The 19,454-nt window shown below is 58.8% G+C and carries 17 protein-coding genes; 13 read left to right on the forward strand and 4 right to left on the reverse strand.

Annotation, left to right across the window (positions count from 1 at the left end; translation table 11 throughout):
* The 10 genes from AC13D2_RS18365 to AC13D2_RS18410 all read left to right on the forward strand — a co-directional run bounded on the left by AC13D2_RS18365 (position 1) and on the right by AC13D2_RS18410 (position 13,238).
* A complete protein-coding gene (locus AC13D2_RS18365; RefSeq protein WP_292049882.1) occupies positions 1–1,419 on the forward strand; it encodes an MBOAT family O-acyltransferase in 1,419 nt (472 codons plus the stop codon).
* 11 nt (positions 1,420–1,430) lie between these two features.
* The gene (locus tag AC13D2_RS18370; RefSeq protein WP_292049883.1) at positions 1,431–2,582 is read left to right on the forward strand and encodes an alginate O-acetyltransferase; all 1,152 of its coding nucleotides are present in this window, start codon (positions 1,431–1,433) and stop codon (positions 2,580–2,582) included.
* A gap of 11 nt (positions 2,583–2,593) precedes the next feature.
* Positions 2,594–3,247 (forward strand): alginate O-acetyltransferase AlgF, encoded by a 654-nt coding sequence (locus AC13D2_RS18375; protein WP_292049885.1) that lies wholly within the window; start codon positions 2,594–2,596, stop codon positions 3,245–3,247.
* Entirely contained in the window at positions 3,244–4,668 is a 1,425-nt protein-coding gene (locus tag AC13D2_RS18380) for an alginate O-acetyltransferase AlgX-related protein (RefSeq protein ID WP_292049886.1), read from the forward strand. Before AC13D2_RS18375 ends, AC13D2_RS18380 begins: the two co-directional genes overlap by 4 nt.
* A 33-nt stretch (positions 4,669–4,701) precedes the next feature.
* On the forward strand, positions 4,702–5,883 hold the full coding sequence (locus AC13D2_RS18385; RefSeq protein WP_292049888.1) for an alginate lyase family protein: 1,182 nt from the start codon (positions 4,702–4,704) through the stop codon (positions 5,881–5,883).
* Between the two features lie 84 nt (positions 5,884–5,967).
* Complete coding sequence (locus tag AC13D2_RS18390; RefSeq protein ID WP_292049889.1) at positions 5,968–7,431, forward strand: mannose-1-phosphate guanylyltransferase/mannose-6-phosphate isomerase; 1,464 nt, start codon at positions 5,968–5,970, stop codon at positions 7,429–7,431.
* 83 nt (positions 7,432–7,514) lie between these two features.
* The gene (locus AC13D2_RS18395) at positions 7,515–8,900 is read left to right on the forward strand and encodes a phosphohexomutase domain-containing protein (RefSeq protein ID WP_482939008.1); all 1,386 of its coding nucleotides are present in this window, start codon (positions 7,515–7,517) and stop codon (positions 8,898–8,900) included.
* Positions 8,901–8,954: 54 nt separating this feature from the next.
* Positions 8,955–10,583 carry an acyl-CoA synthetase gene (locus tag AC13D2_RS18400; protein ID WP_482939009.1) on the forward strand — a complete coding sequence of 543 codons (1,629 nt, stop codon included), beginning with the start codon at positions 8,955–8,957 and terminating at the stop codon, positions 10,581–10,583.
* A 154-nt stretch (positions 10,584–10,737) separates the two neighbouring features.
* Positions 10,738–11,889 (forward strand): acyl-CoA dehydrogenase family protein, encoded by a 1,152-nt coding sequence (locus AC13D2_RS18405; protein WP_300494389.1) that lies wholly within the window; start codon positions 10,738–10,740, stop codon positions 11,887–11,889.
* Positions 11,890–12,056: 167 nt separating this feature from the next.
* Entirely contained in the window at positions 12,057–13,238 is a 1,182-nt protein-coding gene (locus tag AC13D2_RS18410) for a thiolase family protein (RefSeq protein WP_300494386.1), read from the forward strand.
* Positions 13,239–13,253: 15 nt separating this feature from the next.
* Here the strand turns inward: AC13D2_RS18410 and AC13D2_RS18415 are convergent, their stop codons facing one another.
* Both AC13D2_RS18415 and AC13D2_RS18420 read right to left on the reverse strand, forming a co-directional pair.
* Entirely contained in the window at positions 13,254–14,258 is a 1,005-nt protein-coding gene (locus AC13D2_RS18415; protein WP_292049894.1) for an AraC family transcriptional regulator, read from the reverse strand.
* A 99-nt stretch (positions 14,259–14,357) separates the two neighbouring features.
* Positions 14,358–14,777 carry a DUF4864 domain-containing protein gene (locus tag AC13D2_RS18420; RefSeq protein WP_292049896.1) on the reverse strand — a complete coding sequence of 140 codons (420 nt, stop codon included), beginning with the start codon at positions 14,775–14,777 and terminating at the stop codon, positions 14,358–14,360.
* A 175-nt stretch (positions 14,778–14,952) separates the two neighbouring features.
* Between AC13D2_RS18420 and AC13D2_RS18425 the strand changes: the two genes are divergently transcribed.
* A complete protein-coding gene (locus tag AC13D2_RS18425) occupies positions 14,953–15,840 on the forward strand; it encodes a chemotaxis protein (protein ID WP_292049897.1) in 888 nt (295 codons plus the stop codon).
* 3 nt (positions 15,841–15,843) lie between these two features.
* Here AC13D2_RS18425 and AC13D2_RS18430 read toward each other — a convergent pair whose 3' ends face one another.
* Positions 15,844–16,917 (reverse strand): mechanosensitive ion channel family protein, encoded by a 1,074-nt coding sequence (locus AC13D2_RS18430; protein ID WP_292049898.1) that lies wholly within the window; start codon positions 16,915–16,917, stop codon positions 15,844–15,846.
* A gap of 112 nt (positions 16,918–17,029) precedes the next feature.
* On the opposite strand from AC13D2_RS18430, the gene AC13D2_RS18435 reads away from it, so the two are divergent.
* Together AC13D2_RS18435 and AC13D2_RS18440 are read left to right on the forward strand one after the other, a co-directional pair.
* Positions 17,030–17,872, forward strand: coding sequence for an Nmad3 family putative nucleotide modification protein (locus AC13D2_RS18435; protein WP_292049899.1), 843 nt, complete (start codon positions 17,030–17,032; stop codon positions 17,870–17,872).
* On the forward strand, positions 17,869–18,555 hold the full coding sequence (locus tag AC13D2_RS18440) for an NAD-dependent epimerase/dehydratase family protein (RefSeq protein ID WP_292049900.1): 687 nt from the start codon (positions 17,869–17,871) through the stop codon (positions 18,553–18,555). Before AC13D2_RS18435 ends, AC13D2_RS18440 begins: the two co-directional genes overlap by 4 nt.
* Positions 18,556–18,558: 3 nt before the next feature.
* On the opposite strand, the gene AC13D2_RS18445 is transcribed toward AC13D2_RS18440, so the two are convergent.
* A complete protein-coding gene (locus AC13D2_RS18445) occupies positions 18,559–19,353 on the reverse strand; it encodes an enoyl-CoA hydratase/isomerase family protein (RefSeq protein WP_300494378.1) in 795 nt (264 codons plus the stop codon).
* Between the last annotated feature and the right edge of the window lie 101 nt (positions 19,354–19,454).

The following is a 19,454-nucleotide window of genomic DNA, read 5'->3' on the forward strand; positions in this document are numbered from 1 at the left end:
ATGGTTTTTTCATCCAATATCTTCCTGTTTCTCTTTTTGCCTGCCTTCCTGGGGCTGTATTACCTGACACCGTTCAGGCACCGCTCACTGGTTATCCTGATCGGCAGCTACGCCTTCTATGCCTGGTGGCGGGTGGATTTCCTGTTGCTGTTCGTGGCCGTGACCTTCTGGAACTATTTCATCGGTCTGGCCATACACCGCGCCGGTATTGGCACCGCGAGTGCCCGCAAGTGGGTTGCCATCGGTGTTGGCGGTGACCTGGCAACGCTCGGGTACTTCAAGTACGCCAACTTTGGCGTCGACAGCCTGAACGACCTGTTGGTCAGCGCCGGCAGTCAGCCATTGGAATTGGCGAACATCATCCTGCCCATCGGCATTTCCTTCTATATCTTCCAGGCCATTTCCTACGTGGTGGATGTCTATCGAGGGGATACGGAACCGACCCGGCGGTTTATTGATTTCGCGGCCTTCATTGCATTGTTCCCCCAGCTTATTGCCGGGCCGGTGCTGCGTTACAAGGACCTGGCGGACCAATTCACCTACCGCACCCATACCATGGAAAAGTTTGGTGAGGGCGCGTTCAGGTTCATGCAGGGCTTCATCAAGAAAGTCTTCATCGCCGATTCGATAGCGCCGCTGGCGGACAGTGCCTTTGCCCTGTCCGACCCCAGTACGGCGGATGCCTGGCTGGGCATATTGGCGTACACCGCGCAGTTGTATTTCGACTTTTCGGGATACTCCGATATGGCCATTGGCCTGGGCTTGATGATCGGGTTCCGGTTTAACGAGAACTTCAACCAGCCCTACATCAGCCAGAGCATTACCGAGTTCTGGCGCCGGTGGCACATCAGCCTGTCCACCTGGCTGCGGGATTACCTGTACATCCCCCTGGGCGGCAACCGCAACAGTACCGTCAAAACCTACCGCAACCTGCTGCTCACCATGTTGCTCGGTGGTCTCTGGCACGGCGCCAACTGGACGTTCCTGTTGTGGGGTGCCTGGCACGGTCTGTTGCTGTCGGTCGAGAGGGCGCTGGGTGTGTCGGGCAGCCCGTCCGGGTTCCGGTTCTTCCGGTGGGCGCTGACCTTCCTGTTCGTGATGCTGGGCTGGGTCACCTTCCGGGCGAGCACGCTGACCGAGGCCTTCGGGTTCTACGGTGCCATGTTCAGCTTTGACGGTGCGGGCCTGAGTGATGTCTATGTCCAGGGCATTCGGGACCTGAACCTGGCGATCCTGGCGGTGGCTTTTGGTGTGATCGCGATGATGGGTCTGAAGGACCGGCTCGGGCACCGTGACGTTGGCCCTGTTCTGGCCGGCTGGCGGTCTGCCGCCGCTCCGTTGCTGGTGCCGGTGTTTGCGCTCGCGGTGCTGAAGCTGTCCGCCGAGAGTTTCTCACCGTTCCTGTATTTCCAGTTCTGAGGGTGGATCTGATGACTAAAGCGTCTGCACGAATCACGGCTTTTCTTTTCATCGCGCTGGTCCTGGTTCTGGGTGTGCTGTCCTTGCGGCCCTTGCTGGGTTACCAGGCCGAAACAGGGTTGAGTCCGGTCAATGGCGAGTTGGCCCGAAATCTGGAGAGCCACTACGACGATCAGTTTCCGGCCAAGGATCTGGGCACCAACCTCTGGGCCGCGATCAACTACACGCTCTTTGATGAGGGCCGGAAAGGCGTTGTGGTGGGGCAGGATGAGTGGCTGTTCACCGACGAGGAAATCTACCCGGCCAGCCGTGACGGCGAGGTGGTCGACCGCAACCTGGGGCGTGTTCATCGCGTCGCCGACTATCTGTTGGCCGAGGGTGTTCCACTGGTTGTGCTGGTGGTACCAGCCAAAGCCCGAATCCACTCGGACAAGCTGGGCAGTACGCAGCCCGAACCGGTGATGATGTCGCTGTACAACCGGTTCCAGCAGTCGCTGGCAACGGCGGGCATTCCAGCGCCGGAACTCAAACCGCTATTGGAGCAGGCACAGCACCATGGTGAATCGGTGTTCCTGAGAACCGACACCCACTGGTCGCCAACTGGCGCAAACCTGTATGCGAAGGGCGCTGCCGAATTCATCCGCGACCGCTTCAATGGTTTGTCCTGGGGTGAGCAGAACTTTGTGACATCGATTGCCCAACCGGTCCAGCACCGTGGTGACTTGCTCAATTACATTCCGGTGGAACCTGCGTTTACCGGCTTCGGTCCTGCACCGGACCAACTGGAACCGAGAACGACGCGCGCCCAGAACGACGGCCAGGCGAATGCCAGCGCCCTGTTTGGCGATGACGCCACCAACACCGTTCTGGTCGGCACAAGTTACAGCGCCAATGAACAGTGGGACTTCCCCGGCGCCTTGCGAAAGCACCTTGGCCAGGACCTGATCAACGTGGCCGAAGAAGGCGATGGCCCTATCGTACCGATGATCGATTATCTGAACTCTTCCGATTTCCGGGATCAACCGCCGCAATTGGTGATCTGGGAATTTCCCGAGCGTTACCTGGCGCAACCGCTGGAGTCTGAGCAGGCCCAGGCCTGGTTTCGCCGGGCTGACAAAACGCTGACCGCGCAAGCGGATAGCCGTTCTGAAACCAACCCCTGAGGATGATGAAAATGAGAGCACTGATGCATACCGCTTTTTTTGCCCTGATCAGCAGTTTGCTGGTCTCCATGAACATGGCCCAGGCCGGCGAGGACGCGCTTTATGCCGCTGAGGCGCCGGACGGGGCGGCCTTCATTCGCGTGGTGAACGCGGATGCCAGCGGCGCAATCGCCCGCGCCTCTCTGGGCGACAAGGTGATCAAGGAGGTATCACCGTTGGAGGCGAGCCCCTACATCTACCTTCCTGAAGGTAACTATCAGGTGGACGTTGCCGGTCAGCAGACGTCCGTCAACATGAAAAAGAACGAGTTCTACACAGTGGTAGTACTGGATTCCGGTGAGATGAAAGTGATGAAGGATGTCGCCTTCGACAACCCTCGCAAGGCACTGCTTTCATTCTACAACCTGACCAGTAATAGCGGTGTCACTCTGAAAACGTCCGACGGCAAGGTCGCCGTGATTGATGCAGTGGGCCCCCTGGACGTGGCCAATCGCGAGATCAACGCCGTCAGCATTGCGCTGGGCGCTTTCCAGAGCAACAAGGCGCTGGCCACCACCAGTGAAGTCAATCTGCAGCGCGGCAAGGTATTCAGCGTATTTGCCATCGATGTTGGTGGCGAGCCGAGGCTGGTTGTTGCTGAAAACCGAGTGGATACATCGGTATGAAGCAGGTGTTCAGAGGCCGTGGGTTATGGGCGCTGGTTGCGCTCGGGCTGCTCAGTGTCGCGGGTGTCAAGGCCAGCGCTGCCGAGCTGCCCGAGTACAACATCGAACGCTGTTGTGACCTGTGCCCACTCACGGCATACCCATCGAGCTACGACACCGGTTATCTGAAGAACTTCAAGATGCTGGTCCAGGGCAAAGACGGCTGGTTGTTCCGTTCGGAAGCGGAACTGGTGGAGCAGTTCGGGCCGAACCTGGAAGGCCTGAAACACCTGAAGCGCTTTGCCAGGCACCTGAAGCAAACCACCGGTACCGAATTGGTGATGGTGTTCCAGCCGACAAAAGGGCTGGTCCATCCGAATCACCTGCCCGCGACATCGCCGGTACCGTTCAGTTGGAACGTGGCGCGTAAAAACTACGCTGACGCATTGATGCGCTTTCGTCAGGCAGGGCTGGTGGTTCCGGACCTGACGCCGCTTCTGGACGAAGAGACACGTGAAGACGCCTTCTTCTTTAAACGGGATCACCACTGGACTCCGTATGGTGCGCGACGCACCGCGGAGGTCGTGGCGGAGCGAATCAAGGACATGCCGGCCTATCAGTCGCTGTCGCAGCAGGAATTCGTGACTCGTCGGTCCGGGTTGATCCGAAAGGACGGGTCGCTTCAGGACGCTGTTAAACGGATTTGCGGTTTCGAATATGGCTCGCAGTACGTGGACGAGTTCCGCACCGAATCCTCCGGTACCGGCCAATCCGCTGAAGCCAGCGCCCTGTTTGGTGACCAGGACTTGCCGCCCATCACCCTGGTGGGCACCAGTAACAGTAAGGGCGCCCATGACTACAACTTTGTTGGGGCGCTGCAGGAATTCTTGGGTGTCGAGGTGCTGAACGTTGCCGTTGCCGGCGGCAGCTACGACGGCTCCATGTACGAGTACCTGCTTTCCGACAACTTCCGGGAGTCGCCACCCAAGATCATGATCTGGGAGGTGCCCGGTTACCACAACCTCGACAGTGCGGAGTTCTATCGGCAGGTCACACCGATGATCAGCGGTGCCTGTGAGAGTCAGGAGCCGGTGCTTCAGAAAACCACGCCGGTCAAGGCCGGCACCACCGAAGTGCTCTACAACGGCGGTGGGCAGTTCATCGAAATGCCCAGCAACGAATACGTTGTCGACCTGCAGTTCAGCGACCCGGGGGTGAAAGAGGTTGATGCCTTCATCTGGTACGTGTTCGGGCGCAAGGACCGTGTGGATATGGAGTATGGCGACCGGGTTGAAACCCCCGGCCGGTTTGTCTTCGAGCTCCCCGAAGGGCCGAACTGGAACGATGAGATGTTCATGTCGCTGGACCTCGCGCTGAAACCGGAGCAGGTCTCGGAAGGCTTAACGGTAACCACGAAAATCTGTCGCCGTCAGGATATCTGACGCACATTCATCCAACGCATAGAGAGGATGGTTATGCGAATCCAACAACGCTCTGAACATCGACAATGGGGCCGGGTACTGCTGTCTGCGGGGATAACCGCCGTCTTTGGTGTGAGTAGCGTGCATGCCGGGCAGTGCCTGAACGGACAACTGCGAGCCCCGGTTGGCTATTACCAGACGCCGGAAGACAGGGATGGCGGCGACTACGACTGTGAGCGGGTGGAGCCGCATGTCGGCTCGCTATCGCTGACCAGCAAGTACAAGGGCAGTGACAACGCTCGGAACAAGCTCAACAAGCAGGCCTATGAGGAGTACAAAAAGGCCACCAGCAATGTGCGTGATTTCGAGAAAGCCGTTATCGCTGCCGCCGACGACTACCAGGTTGACGGTGATGGTCCCGAAGCACTGGATTGCGTATTGGACAACCTCGACGCGTGGGCGTCATCGGACGCCCTGCTGACGGATGACATCAATCACGTGGGCCAGGCGGTACGCAAGTGGGCGCTGGCCGCCGCTGCAAACGCCTATCTCCGGATGTGGACGTCAGCTCCGGAGGCCGCCATGGACCTGGAGCGGGCCCGTCGAATTGAAGGCTGGTTTCTGCGTTTGAGCGATGGGGTCCGCGATTACTACACGGACCGGGAGGCCAGGAAGGTCAACAACCATGACTACTGGGCGGCCTGGGCCGTCATGTCGTCGGCAGTGGCAACCCAGGACTGTGACGACTGGAACTGGTCGATGGCAAAGTTCGACGAAGCCATGGGGCAGATCAACAACGGCGGTTACCTGCCCAAGGAGCTTAGTCGAGAGACACGGGCTCTTGAGTATATGAATTACGCAATGCAGCCCCTAACCATGATTGCGGTATTCGCAGAGGTCAATGGCAATTCTGTTTACGACCGCTATCAGGACAGTTTCAGGAAGATGTCCGGCAATGTGGTCGCTGCACTGGATGACCCGGATCGAATTGAGCGTATTACCGGAGACGAGCAAGTTGTCGATGGGTTGTACAAATCCTGGTCACTAGCCTGGATGGAACCCTGGCAGGCCACTTGGGGCTCCGTTGAGGGAATGCCGGCGTTTCTGGACGAGCTTCGGCCGATGAAATCCACCCGTCTGGGTGGCGATATTTCCTATCTGTACGGCATAGACCCGCTGTGGCCGGATGGCGCACAGCCGGACCCACCCAGCAACATTCAAGTTAGCGAACGTTAGTAACAGATCCTGGCTTAAGGATCTTGATCAATACGCCAACGGACGTCCCTGTGGTACGTCTTTGTAGAGCAAAGGAGCAGAACGATGATTCCAGTCATACTATCAGGTGGTAACGGTTCACGGCTTTGGCCCCTCTCGCGTCAGGCCTATCCCAAGCAGTTCCTCCCATTGGTGGGAGAGCAAAGTATGCTGCAGGAAACTCTCTGCAGGTTACCGGTCGACGACGCCGAGTCGCCGGTCGTGGTAGCTAACGATGAACACCGGTTTATCGTCAAAGAACAGTTGGAGGCCATAGGACGAAAACCGTTGTCTATATTGCTGGAGCCGTTTGGCCGCAACACCGCCCCGGCGGTCGCGATGGCCGCGATCGAAGTCGCCAGGAAAGACCCCAAAGCCATCATGCTGGTCTTGCCCGCGGATCATGCCATTGAGGATGTTGATGCGTTCCAGCGCGCCGTTGCCCAGGGGCAGGACGCCGCCCGATCGGGTGGTTTGGTGTTGTTTGGCATTACGCCAACCCGTCCGGAAACCGGCTACGGCTATATCGCTGCCGGCCAGTCCGGGGAAGCGCCCGGCGCTGCCCGGCCGGTGTCCCGCTTTATCGAGAAGCCGGATGCTGAAAAAGCCGCCGCGCTGCTGTCTGCCGGTGGATACTACTGGAACAGCGGTATGTTCATGTTCCGCGCCGACAGCTATCTGGCGGAACTGAAAAAACACAGCCCGGATATTTACGACACCTGCCTTCTGGCCGCCCGAAGCCTTGAGCGCGATATGGATTTCACCCGCATTCCCTCGGAAATATTCGAGCATTGCCCGGATGATTCCATCGACTACGCGGTGATGGAGAAAACATCGAAAGCTTTGTTAGTGCCCATGGACGCCGGCTGGAGCGACGTCGGCTCCTGGTCCACGATCTGGGATGTGACCGAGAAGGACGAGAACGCCAATGCCATCCTGGGTGATGCTTGTCTGGAAGACAGCGATAACTGTCTGGTGCACACCTCGGACAAGCTTGTGGCCATGTTGGGCGTGAAGGACCTGGTGGTGGTCGACACCAAGGATGCGTTGATGGTTGCCCACAAGGACAAGGTGCAGGACGTCAAGAAACTGGTCAAGCGGCTGAACGGTGACCAACGCTCGGAAACCCGTACCCACCGGCAGGTGTATCGTCCCTGGGGTAGCTACGACAGCATCGATATGGGCAACCGCTTTCAGGTGAAACGCATAAGCGTCAAGCCGGGCGAGAAGCTGTCGTTGCAGAAGCACCATCACCGGGCTGAGCACTGGATCATCGTCAAGGGTACTGCCGAAGTGACCCGTGACGAGGAAACGTTTCTGCTCTCAGAAAACGAATCGACCTATATTCCCATCGGCGCGGTACACCGCTTGTTTAACCCCGGATGCATTCCTCTCGAACTGATTGAAGTCCAGTCAGGCGCCTACCTGGGAGAGGATGACATTGAACGTCTGGACGACCGTTACGGTCGAGCGGCACCCACCCCGGACGTGGAGGAAGAGCAGATTCCGGTGATGTCGGAAAAAGTGTAGGGCCAACGCGGCCCGCTCTGCATTACCGCCAGGGCAGCAGAGTGGGCCGCGTTATTGATCGAAGGTTAGATGGAGAAACAGCTATGGACGTGTCCTGTTTTAAGGCTTATGACCTGCGCGGTCGGGTCCCCGACCAGTTGAATGCCGAACTGGCAGAGCGAATCGGACGTGCTTATGTGGAGCTGACAAGTGCCCGCCGGGTTGTGGTGGGGTACGACATCCGGCTATCGAGCCCGGAGATCTCGGCGGCGTTGACCGCCGGGCTCAGGGCGGCGGGGGCGGATGTCTATGACATCGGTCTTTGCGGTACCGAGCAGATCTACTTTGCCACCAGTCATTACAGTATGGATGGCGGCATCATGGTGACCGCCAGCCACAATCCAAAGGACCACAATGGCATGAAGCTGGTCGGTGTTGGATCGCGCCCTATCAGCTCGGATAACGGCCTGAATACCATCCGCGACAGAGTATCCCAGCCGTTTATGGATGCCGCCGTTCCCGGGCGCTCAGAGAGTCTGTCAGTGGAGGCCGACTATATCCATCATTTGCTGGGGTACATCGACGGCACTAAAATCAACCCATTGAAAGTGGTGGTTAATGCGGGCAACGGCGGTGCGGGGCCGGTTATCGACGCGTTATCGCGATGGCTGCCTTTTGATTTCGTGCGCCTGCACCACGAGCCCGACGGGCATTTCCCGAACGGGGTTCCCAATCCGCTGCTTGAGGAAAACAGGGCGATAACGGCCGAGGCTGTTGTCCGCGAAGGCGCAGACATGGGCATCGCCTGGGATGGCGACTACGACCGCTGTTTCTTCTTCGACGAGAATGGCCGGTTCATTGAAGGTTACTACATCGTGGGGCTGCTGGCAGACCAGTTCCTGCGGAAGGTTGATGGAGGCAAAATCATCCATGATCCGCGGCTGACCTGGAATACCCAGGAACTGGTCCGAAAGGCGGGCGGCACGCCCATCGAAAGCAAAACCGGACACGCGTTCATCAAACAGCGCATGCGCGAGGAAGATGCCCTGTATGGGGGTGAAATGAGTGCCCACCACTATTTCCGCGACTTCGCCTACTGCGACAGTGGCATGATTCCCTGGCTGCTGGTGGCCGAACGTCTGTGCCAGACTGGACAGCCGCTATCGTCGTTGATCGACGCCCGCATTGAGGCATTCCCCGCCAGTGGCGAGATTAACCGGACGGTGGATGATCCGGCCCGATTGCTTGCGGTGATCGAGGAGATCTATGGTGCCGATGCGGTATCCGTTCGGCACGTTGATGGTCTGAGCGTGGAATTTGAACGCTGGCGTTTCAATCTCCGAATGTCGAACACCGAGCCGCTGGTGCGGCTGAATGTGGAGTCCCGGGGGGACATTGCGCTGATGAAGGAAAAGACCTCGGAGCTGCTGGAGGAAATGGCGCGGCTGGATCAGCCGGATACCCGCCGAACGGCTGTGGGGGCTCGCTGAAACGTCGGCAGTGCCCTATAGTCAGGTGTTGAATAACAACACCAGGAGACCCGTATGAACTCCATCTTCGACAAGGGATTAGAGCCGACCGACGCCAATCACGCCACGCTGACACCGCTGGATTTCCTGGCCCGCACCGCCAGCGTGTATCCGGAATACCCGGCGGTGATTCACGGTGATCTGCGTCGCAACTGGCAGCAGACCTACGAGCGTTGTCGCCGCCTGGCGTCCGCGCTGGCTGACAAAGGTATCGGCAAGGGCGATACCGTGGCGGCCATGCTGCCAAACATTCCGCCGATGCTGGAATGTCATTTCGGCATCCCCATGTTGGGGGCGGTACTCAACGCCCTGAACACCCGCCTGGATGCCAAGGCCATTGCCTTCATGCTGGAGCACGGCGAGGCGAAAGTGCTGATTGCCGATCGGGAGTTTGGCGACGTCATCAACGAAGCCGTTGGCATGCTGGACAACCCGCCGCAGGTGATTGATGTCAACGACCCCGAATTCAGCGGTGCCGGAACCCAGGTGAGCGATCTGGATTACGACGCTTTCGTAGCCAGCGGCGACCCGGCCTTCGACTGGCATATGCCGGCGGATGAATGGGATGCGATTTCGCTGTGCTATACCTCCGGCACCACCGGTAACCCGAAAGGCGTGGTATACCACCATCGCGGCGCCTACGAAAACGCCATGGGTAATCAGGCGGTGTGGTCCATGGGCATGCATCCGGTGTACCTGTGGACGCTGCCGATGTTCCACTGTAACGGCTGGTGTTTCCCCTGGACCATCACCGCCTTTGCCGGCACCCACGTGTGCCTGCGTAAGGTGGAGCCAGAGAAGATCCTGCAGTTGATCAGCGAACACAAAGTCAGCCACATGTGCGGGGCGCCCATCGTATTGAACACCTTGCTGGGCGCTTCAGAAGCGGCAAAATCCAGCTTCAGCCACACCGTTCAGGCAATGACCGCTGGTGCGGCACCCCCGGCAAAGGTCATCGAGGCCATCGAAGACATGGGCTTCCGCGTGACCCACGTTTACGGACTTACCGAGGTGTACGGGCCGGTCACGGTGTGTGCGTGGAAATCCGAATGGGACGACTTGCCGGTGGAAGACCGGGCCCGCATCAAGGCACGGCAGGGCGTTCGCTACCATACCCTGGCCGGCACGATGGTGGGTGATCCGGAAACCATGGAAGCGGTACCGAAAGATGGCAACACCATCGGCGAAATTTTCCTGCGCGGCAACACGGTGATGAAAGGCTACCTGAAAAACCCCAAAGCCACGGAAGAAGCTTTCCGCGGCGGCTGGTTCCACACCGGCGACCTGGCCGTGTGGCACGCCGATGGCTACGCGGAGATCAAGGACCGCCTGAAAGACATCATCATTTCCGGTGGCGAGAACATCTCCACCATCGAGGTGGAGGACGTACTCTACCGCCACCCCGATATCCTCGAAGCCGCCGTGGTGGCAAGGCCGGACGAAAAGTGGGGAGAAACACCCTGCGCCTTCGTGACCCTCAAGCCGGAAGCAGGGGAGGTCAGCGAGGACGATATCATCGCCTTCTGCCGGGAGCGGATGGCGAAGTTCAAAGTCCCCAAGACGATCGTGTTCAGCGAACTGCCGAAAACCTCCACCGGCAAGATCCAGAAGTTCGTGCTGCGGGACGACGCCAAAAAGCTTTGATCGCTATAAACCCTGTGGCTGCCAGCGATGCAGCCCCAGGGTGTCATTTTTTATCAAATTTCCTGCCCGGTTATGTCATGGCGCTCAGACCGTGACTGCGACAGACTGACCGTTATCCAATCAAGGCCACACTAATCACCGACGGGAGATACCCATGACCAGCGCTGTTGATCAAGAAGAACTCGACATGTTCCGGGAGTCCGTCATCAAGGCCCTGGAAACCGAAGTAACACCCCACTACGAAGCGTGGGAACACTCCGGTATTGTGCCCCGTGAGCTCTGGAATACCCTGGGCAACGCCGGCATGCTGTGCGTCGACGTACCCGAAGACTGGGGCGGCTGCGGTGCACCTTTCCAGTACTCCGTCGTCGTGGGCGAAGAAATGGCCCGCATGGGCTTTGGCGCCCTGTCCACCAACGTCATGGTGCACTCCGACATCGTCGCCCCGTACCTCAGCCATATCGGCAATGAGGAACAGCGCCAATACTGGCTACCGAAAATGGTCTCCGGCGAAGCCGTCGGCGCCATCGCCATGACCGAACCCGGCGCCGGCAGCGACCTCCAGGCCATCCGCACCAGTGCCGTCAAAGACGGCGAGGACTACATCCTCAACGGCTCGAAGACCTTCATCACCAACGGCCAACACGCCGACATGGTCATCGTCGCCGCCAAAACCGACCCCAAGGCCGGCGCCCGTGGCATCAGCCTGTTCCTGGTCGACACCTCGTTGCCCGGCTACAGCAAAGGCCGCAACCTCGACAAAATCGGCCAGCACTCCGGCGACACCTCGGAACTCTTCTTCTCCGACATGCGCATTCCCGCTTCCGCACTGCTGGGTGAGGAAGGCCAGGGCTTCATGTACCTGATGCGGGAACTCCCCCGCGAGCGCCTCGTCATAGGCGCCCTGGGCGTTGCCGCCGCACGCGGCGCCCTGGACCTGACCATTAACTACGCCCAGGAACGGGAACTGTTCGGCCAGAAACTGGCCCAACTGCAAAACACCCGCTTTGAAATCGCCCGCATGGAAACCGACTGCCGCGTAAACCGCGCCTTCGTCGACGAGTGCATTGCATTGTACGAAAAAGGCGAACTCGACGCCCCGACCGCTTCCATGGCCAAGTACAGCGCCACGGAAATGCAGTGCCGGGTGGCCGACGGTTGTTTGCAGTTGTTCGGCGGTTATGGCTACACCAGCGAGTACCCGATTTCGAGAGCGTTTATCGACGCCAGGGTGCAGAGAATCTATGGCGGTACGTCTGAGGTTATGAAAGAAATCATTGCCAGATCGGTTTTAGGAAAGGCGTAATCAGAACAGACATCCATCTCACAAGTTGGGGGCCGGGTGAGTGACCTTCCTCCGGGACCGTCAAAAGCCATGGATGGCTTTTGTCGAGCGTACAGGGACGTATTTACAGCGTGTCCCGGAGGAAGGTCACTCGCACGGTCCTTCACCGACATCAGAGGGTTAAAGAAATGAACAGCAACGACGTAGTAATCACAGGCTCCGCAAGAACCCCCATGGGCGGCATGATGGGCGATCTGAGCTCGGTGCGCTCCCCGGATCTCGGCGCCATCTCCATCAAGGCCGCCATTGAAAGAAGCGGCCTGCAGCCCGCCGACATCCAGGAAGTCATCATGGGCTGCGTATTGCCCGGTGGCCTCGGCCAGGCACCCGCACGCCAGGCCTCCCGCGCCTCCGGCATCCCCGATTCCAGCGGCTGCACCACCGTCAACAAAATGTGCGGTTCCGGCATGCAAGCCGTCATCATGGCCCACGACCAGATCAAAGCCGGCACCAACAGCATCATGATCGCCGGCGGCATGGAAAACATGAGCCAGGCTCCGTACCTGCTGCCCAAAGCCCGCGCCGGCTATCGTATGGGGCATGGCCAGCTCATGGACTCCATGTTCCTCGACGGCCTTGAAGACGCCTACGAAGGCGGCCTGATGGGCGTCTTCGCCCAGCGCACCGCCGACAAATACGACATCAGCCGCGAGGCCATGGACAACTTCGCCATCGCCTCCCTCGAGCGCTCCCTGTCGGCCATCAAGAACGGCGGATTTGCCGACGAAATCACCCCCGTGACCGTCTCCGGCCGTGGCGGCGACACCGTGGTGGACACCGACGAACAGCCCGGCAAAGCCAAACCCGAGAAAATCCCCCAGCTCAAACCGGCCTTCGCCAAAGACGGTTCTGTCACCGCCGCCAACGCCAGCTCCATCAGCGATGGCGCCTCTGCCATGGTACTGGCCACCCGCGAAGAAGCCGAAAAGCGCGGCCTCACGCCCCAGGCCCGTATCGTTGCCCACGCCACCCACGCCCGCCTGCCGGCCGAGTTCACCCTTGCGCCCATCGGTGCCATCGAAAAGGTACTGAAGAAAGCCGGCTGGAGCCGCGACGACGTCGACCTCTTCGAAATCAACGAAGCCTTTGCCGTGGTCACCCTGGCCGCCATCAATGAGCTTGGGCTCGACGCCGACAAGGTTAACGTCCATGGCGGCGCCTGTGCCCTGGGTCACCCCATCGGCTCCTCCGGGTCGCGGATCATGGTCACCCTGATCAACGCCCTGAAACAGCGTGGTCTCAAGCGCGGCGTGGCGTCCCTGTGCATCGGGGGCGGGGAAGGTACTGCTGTCGCAATCGAACTGCTGTAAACGTAAAAAGAAGAACTACTGGTCCTGCTTGCGGTAGGCCAGTGGGCTGAGCCCGGTCCAGTGCTTGAAGGCACGGGAAAAGGCACCGGGCTCGGTAAACCCCAGCTGTGACGAAATCTCCGACACTGTCAGGTTCTGCCGTGTGAGCATGATCACCGCCTGGTCCCGCCTGAGGTTGTCCTTGATCTTCTGGTAGGAGCTGCCCTCTGCCTTCAGTTTGCGCGACAGGGTGTAGTCGGTCATATGCAGTTGCCCGGCGATCTGCTCCAGCGTGGGCAGGCGATCATCGTCCACGTTTTCCAGAATCTGCCGAACCTGAGTCGTCAGGCTGTCGTCCTCATCGGTCCAGATCAGCAACTTGCGTGGCGACTTCTCAATGAATGCGTCCAGCTCTTCTGGTGTTCGGGTCACCGGCATGTCCAGATAGTTGTGGCTGAAAAACAGGCTGTTGCGGTCGCGGTTAAAGAAGCACTGGCAAGGAAAGACAAACCGGTATTCATCGAAGTGGTTAGGCAGGCCGTGCTGAAACGTGGCGTGGCTGAGCACAATCTTGCGCCCGATCAGCCAGCCGATCAGCCGATGCCACACCATCAGCAGCCATTCCACAAGGAAATTGTCCGGGTCCAGTTCCGGATGGCGGTGGGTGATGCTCAGTTCCACGCCGTCGCCGCGGGTGTCCAGTTCAATCACGATGTCATCGGAGAACAGCCGGTAACAGCGAATGCTCTGGCGAATCACCTCTTCCAGGTTGCTGCTGTGCACCACCAGCGATCCCATTAGGTGGAAATGCCCGACGCGACAGGATTGTGTGGTGCGACCCATGAACTCATCGTCCAGCTTGCCCCACACCAGCCGGAACAGGCGGATAAACTGTTCCGTGGGCACTCGTGCCCGCGGCGAGTGGATGAACTCCGGGTCGATGCCATTATTGCGAAGCAGTTCATTGGAGTAGCCGCCGGCCTTCTCCAGACCATAAAGAACGGCCCTGGCGTAATGGGAGGAGAAGGTGAGGTTCTTCATCAAGTTCAGGCTCTGCCGGCATTCAGGATTATGGAATCTATCTTACGGACGGGCAAAGCTGAAAGACATAGGCGTCAGAAGCCTATTGTCGGTCACCTGCTATATTGAGCTTGGTCCCTCTTTGAGCCCGACGCCGCCAATTTTCCAGTCGTCGCCATTTTTGACCATTTGGTAGTGGGCGATCCAGTGCTTTCCCTCCGGCCCCAATAGCCGTACCACCTGAATCTGGAAACCGGGGTGGGGAATGCGCTCCATGAACTCAATGGACGATGCCCGGTGGACGGGCGCATAGGACAGCTTGACCATATCGTAGAACGTATCTATCGAGCCGGATTGCTGCTTGATGCCCTCCGAGGCATAGTCCCAGGCGGCTTCCCTGTCGTCATTGGCAAAGGCTTCAATCTGCGACAGGATCGTGTTCTGGATGGCGTCATCGATATCATCGTTGTCGGCATGACCACCCACGGCCATGACGGCGAAGAACAGGAATACCGATACTAGTGCAGTTGCGCGTTTCATCGAATAGCCTCCCGATGACAACAGTATAGGTGATACGCGGGAGAGGCGGGGCTGGATTCAACGGCAGCCTCAAGCGACCTCCGAACGGCTGCAAATTCTTACAATGTCGCTTCTGGCGGCATGGTATCGTTCGGCTGTTACACTTTCTTCAAAGCTCCTGACAGGTTGTAAGGTTATGGCCGAGGGTACCAAACACCCCCAGAAACTGCTGTTGTTTTATCTGACCAATCAGAGGCCGTTCGGCCTGGGCACCCTGAAGATCCGGGAAATCATGCCATTTGTACCGCTGACCAGACTGCCGCACAGCCATTCGGCGGTGATCGGCACCATGAGTTTCCGAGGCTCCGCCGTGCCGGTGATCGACATGGCGGCAGCGGTCGGCTATCCGCCACTCACTGAGGATGAACGCAAGACCGCTTCCATCATTGTGACGGATATCCAGCGCCAGGAAATCGGCTTCCTGGTACGAAGCGTTCGAAAAATAATCGAAACCGAATGGAAAGACGTCCTGCCGCCACCTCGTAGTCTGGGCGACAAAGCCTTTATTACAGGACTGGTAAATTTTGAGGACCAGATTGTCCAGTTGCTGGATGTGGAGTTGCTGCTGGCCAGAGTGTATCCGGAGTCCATTAATCCCCGTGAAGTGGTGCTGACGGACGTCCAGAGGGAAATTCTGAAAGGCCTGAATATCCTGCTGGTGGACGATTCACAGGTGGCACGTAAGCAACTGTCGGATGCTCTGGATAGCAAGGATGTGAGCTATTTCGTGACCACCAACGGGCGGGATGCACTGGACCTGATGCTGAACGCCAACCGCGATGGAAAACCCATCAATATCCTGGTGAGCGACATCGAAATGCCTGGTCTGGACGGCTACGAGCTGACCTTCGATGTGAGGGACAGCGGCAACGCCCTGAAGCAGCCGTACATCATTCTGCATACCTCCCTGAACAGTGAAATGAGCGTGAGTTACGCCAAGCAGGTGGGGGCAGACGAGGCATTGACCAAATTTGATGCGGAAGAATTGCTGCACGCCATGCTGCGCGGGGCTGAGCAGGTGTGAGGGTTATTGGTCGGGTGTTTCCACAAGCCTGGCACGGACCCTCGGAAGATGGGCCGGAAACTGCGCCTGTATAAAGGTGATCAACCCCTCGCGGATGGCACAGCGGAGATTCCAGAGCGAGCTTGAGTCCCTGGCGCTGAGCAGGAAGCGCACCTCGATATTGGCCTCGCCGGCTTCGGTCACCTGCACGATCCTGGTCTTCCCATCCCAGTCAGGCGCCTGTTCCAGCAGTCTCCCAAACTCGGTCCGCAGTGGTTCGATGGGCATGGAATAATCGACCGTGATGAACACCGTTCCCATCATTTCGGTGTCGTGTCTCGACCAGTTCTGGAACGGGTTTTCGATAAACCATTGCAGCGGCACCACCAGCCGCCGCAGGTCCCAGACCCTCAGCACCACGTAGGTGGCGGTGACTTCCTCCACCCAGCACCATTCGCCCTGTACATGCAGCACATCATCGATCCGGAACGGTTGGGTGAGGGCAATCTGCATGCCCGCTAACAGGTTGCCTAACACCGGTTTGGCCGCGAAACCGAGAATAATGCCGCCTATGCCCGCAGAGGCCAGCAGGCTGCTACCAAGGTGGCGAACCGGTTCGAACGTCACCAGCGCGGCTCCGAGGCCCACGATGACGATGAGAATATTCAGCACCCTCACCAGGAAGCGCGTTTGCGTTTCCACCTTGCGGGCCCGTTTCCACTGGCCTTCCAGTACTGGATTCAGCGAGACGATGACGTCGCCGATGGCCGACGTGCAGCGCACCAGCGCCCAGGTGACCGCCACAATCAGCAGCAGCGTGGCGGCGTGACGGAAGTGATTGATCAGCGGCAGGTCCTGGGACGCCGCTTCCAGAATGGCGTTGAGTACCACCAGGGTAATGGCAACACCCAGAGCGGTTGATGACGCATCCAGAAACAGGCGGGGAACTGTTTTGCTGCGGGTTAAGCGTTGAACCGTTGCCAGCACACCCTTGTACACAAGAAAGGTGATAGCCATTGAGAGCAGGACGGTAACGCCCGGATGCCACCAGGCTTCAAGGCCGGCCTTCAGCGTGTTCAGGGTTTCAAAATCAGTCATGGGCAATCGGTATTGAATCTGCGGGTGGGCCAGAACGTTGTTGCCGTCAGTTTAAACTGCTTTTCAATGGCGTGATATGGTTGCGGTCCGTTCCTTGCTCCAAAATGCGTTTATGAAACTGATCCTCAGCCGTAAAGGCTTTGATTCCTCCGCAGGCGGCTGTCCCAGCCCGGTGTTCCCTGATGGGTCTTTCTATACCCTGCCGATCCCCGACTCGCGTTCCCGGATCACTTACGGTGATATTCGTCATGAAGGCCTGAATGTTGGCAAGTTGGTGGCCGACCTGACCGGCGACCGGCGTGGTGGCGCCCGAAAGGCCCACCTGGATCCGGATCTGATCGCTGACGCTTATCCCCGGGAAACCGGCTGGCGGCCTTGCCTTGGGCAGACTGGCGCTGCACAGGGCCACCTCCGTAAGCAGCAGGTGGGCGAGGGGGATCTGTTCCTGTTTTTCGGCCTGTTTCGGGACGTGGAAAAACAGGGCAGATGCTGGCAGTTTGTAAAACAGGCCCGGCCGTTTCACGGGTTGTGGGGCTGGCTCCAGATTGGCGAGGTGTACCGCATTGATGAGTTGTCGGATAGTGACCTGCAGTGGGCCCGATACCATCCCCACTTCCATGGTCAGCCAGATGGCGGCAATACACTTTATGTGGCCTCCGATGCCCTGCAGCTTGGAGGGCGATCAACCGGCCTGCCAGGTGCCGGGGTGTTTGGAGGCCTGGAGGATCGGTTACGCCTGACGGCACCGGATGCCGCTTCGACTACGCAATGGCGACTACCGAGGTGTTTCTATCCGGATTCGGCGGACACCGCGATGAGTTTTCACGGTAACCTCGCCCGCTGGTCCCGGGACGGGGACGACTGCACGCTGAGAAGTGCCTCGCGGGGGCAGGAGTTTGTGTTGGATACTATCGAATATCCGGGTGTTGTTTCGTGGCTGAGGGAGATTTTATGAACGTGATGCTACTGGGTGCCACCGGCCTTACCGGAGGTCAGGTACTCGAAGGCCTGTTGGCGCGGGAAGAGGTGTCATCGGTTGTCGCGCCGGTGCGGCGAGCGCTGCCGCTGAACCATGAAAAACTGCGTCAGCAGGAAGTGGATTTTGATCACCTGGATGAGCACAGCGATTTGTTCGCGGTGGATGCCATCGTCTGTTGCCTGGGCACCACCATCAAGAAGGCCGGCTCCCGCGAGCAGTTCCGCAAAGTGGATTATGGCTACCCGATGGCAGCGGCCGAACTTGGCCGGGCAAACGGCGCACAGGTGTTCGTGCTGATGTCTGCCATTGCCTCGTCATCGTCTTCCACTGTTTTCTATAATCGGGTGAAGGGTGAACTGGAAGACGGCATAAAGTCGCTTGGCTATCCCTGCCTGTCCATCTACCAACCCAGTCTGCTGATGGGCGACCGCAACGAGCAGCGCACCGCCGAAGCCTTGGGCATAAAAGCCATGCCCTTTATCAACCGGGCATTGATCGGCCCGCTGGAAAAGTTTCGTGGTATTGAAGCGGCCACTGTGGCCAGGGCGATGGTGAATGAAGTGTTGGCGCTTGCCCAGCAAACGCCCGCCCAATCGAATATCCGGGTACACGAATATCCGGACATCGTGACGTTGGCTGCGCAGGGTGTAGCACCCTGATGGTCAGGAACCGTGGAATTCAGGGGGGCGCTTGGCCAGGAACGCCGAGACGCCTTCAGCGAAATCTCCGGTCCGCGTCATTTCCAGGAAGGCTTCCTTTTCCGCTTCTAACTGAGCAGCCAACCGATCACCACAGGCGCCGTCGGTAAGCCGTCGGAAGGCACCGAAGGCTCGGGTAGGGCCATTCGCGACTTTTTTCGTTATCTCGGCAACCCGTTTTTCAAAGTCGGCTTCCGGAACGCACTCGGTAATCATGCCCCAGTCTTTGGCCTCAGCCGCGCTCAGGGTCCGGCCCAGTAGCATTAACTCGGCAGCCCGCCCGGTGCCAACCTTGTGCGTCAGAAACCAGCTGCCACCACAGTCAGGCACGGCGCCGATGCCGTTGTAGGCCATCAAAAACTTTGTGTCTTCCTGAGCAATGACAAGGTCCGCCATCAGTGCCAGGCTCAGCCCGGCACCAGCGGCAACCCCCTTGACTACCGAGATCACCGGGGCGTCCATGCTGCGCAACAGGAGGATGGCCGGGTTGACCGCACCCAGGATGGCGCTGACGGCTTTACCCGCCTGTTCGGGAGAGCCGGTCATGCTGGCGATATCCCCACCTGCCATAAAAGCCCGCCCGGAGCCGGTCAGAACGATGCATCGAAGGCCTGACCGCTCTTTCAGTGCCTGAGCCGCCGCGAGAAAGGATTCTGCCAGGGGCACGCTGATGGCGTTCAGAGCTTCTGGCCGGTTGAAGGTTAATGTTGCGATGCCCGTGTCGGCGTCGAAATCGGTGGTTACCAATGGATCAGTCATGGTTGACGCCTCTCTCGTCGTGGCGGGCCTATGGTTTCACTTTTTGTACACTGCCCTTTGTTGTCTGACAGGTAACAGGATAGAAGGGTTTGCCTAATGTT

Source organism: Marinobacter sp. B-12 (genome assembly GCF_056857915.1).

What these genes read in the sequence shown, in the direction of transcription:
- AC13D2_RS18365 (WP_292049882.1), top strand. Translation starts at nt 1, where the DNA reads ATGGTTTTTTCATCCAATATCTTCCTGTTTCTCTTTTTGCCTGCCTTC.
- AC13D2_RS18370 (WP_292049883.1), top strand. Translation starts at nt 1,431, where the DNA reads ATGACTAAAGCGTCTGCACGAATCACGGCTTTTCTTTTCATCGCGCTG.
- AC13D2_RS18375 (WP_292049885.1), top strand. Translation starts at nt 2,594, where the DNA reads ATGAGAGCACTGATGCATACCGCTTTTTTTGCCCTGATCAGCAGTTTG.
- AC13D2_RS18380 (WP_292049886.1), top strand. Translation starts at nt 3,244, where the DNA reads ATGAAGCAGGTGTTCAGAGGCCGTGGGTTATGGGCGCTGGTTGCGCTC.
- AC13D2_RS18385 (WP_292049888.1), top strand. Translation starts at nt 4,702, where the DNA reads ATGCGAATCCAACAACGCTCTGAACATCGACAATGGGGCCGGGTACTG.
- AC13D2_RS18390 (WP_292049889.1), top strand. Translation starts at nt 5,968, where the DNA reads ATGATTCCAGTCATACTATCAGGTGGTAACGGTTCACGGCTTTGGCCC.
- AC13D2_RS18395 (WP_482939008.1), top strand. Translation starts at nt 7,515, where the DNA reads ATGGACGTGTCCTGTTTTAAGGCTTATGACCTGCGCGGTCGGGTCCCC.
- AC13D2_RS18400 (WP_482939009.1), top strand. Translation starts at nt 8,955, where the DNA reads ATGAACTCCATCTTCGACAAGGGATTAGAGCCGACCGACGCCAATCAC.
- AC13D2_RS18405 (WP_300494389.1), top strand. Translation starts at nt 10,738, where the DNA reads ATGACCAGCGCTGTTGATCAAGAAGAACTCGACATGTTCCGGGAGTCC.
- AC13D2_RS18410 (WP_300494386.1), top strand. Translation starts at nt 12,057, where the DNA reads ATGAACAGCAACGACGTAGTAATCACAGGCTCCGCAAGAACCCCCATG.
- AC13D2_RS18415 (WP_292049894.1), bottom strand. Translation starts at nt 14,258, where the DNA reads ATGAAGAACCTCACCTTCTCCTCCCATTACGCCAGGGCCGTTCTTTAT.
- AC13D2_RS18420 (WP_292049896.1), bottom strand. Translation starts at nt 14,777, where the DNA reads ATGAAACGCGCAACTGCACTAGTATCGGTATTCCTGTTCTTCGCCGTC.
- AC13D2_RS18425 (WP_292049897.1), top strand. Translation starts at nt 14,953, where the DNA reads ATGGCCGAGGGTACCAAACACCCCCAGAAACTGCTGTTGTTTTATCTG.
- AC13D2_RS18430 (WP_292049898.1), bottom strand. Translation starts at nt 16,917, where the DNA reads ATGACTGATTTTGAAACCCTGAACACGCTGAAGGCCGGCCTTGAAGCC.
- AC13D2_RS18435 (WP_292049899.1), top strand. Translation starts at nt 17,030, where the DNA reads ATGAAACTGATCCTCAGCCGTAAAGGCTTTGATTCCTCCGCAGGCGGC.
- AC13D2_RS18440 (WP_292049900.1), top strand. Translation starts at nt 17,869, where the DNA reads ATGAACGTGATGCTACTGGGTGCCACCGGCCTTACCGGAGGTCAGGTA.
- AC13D2_RS18445 (WP_300494378.1), bottom strand. Translation starts at nt 19,353, where the DNA reads ATGACTGATCCATTGGTAACCACCGATTTCGACGCCGACACGGGCATC.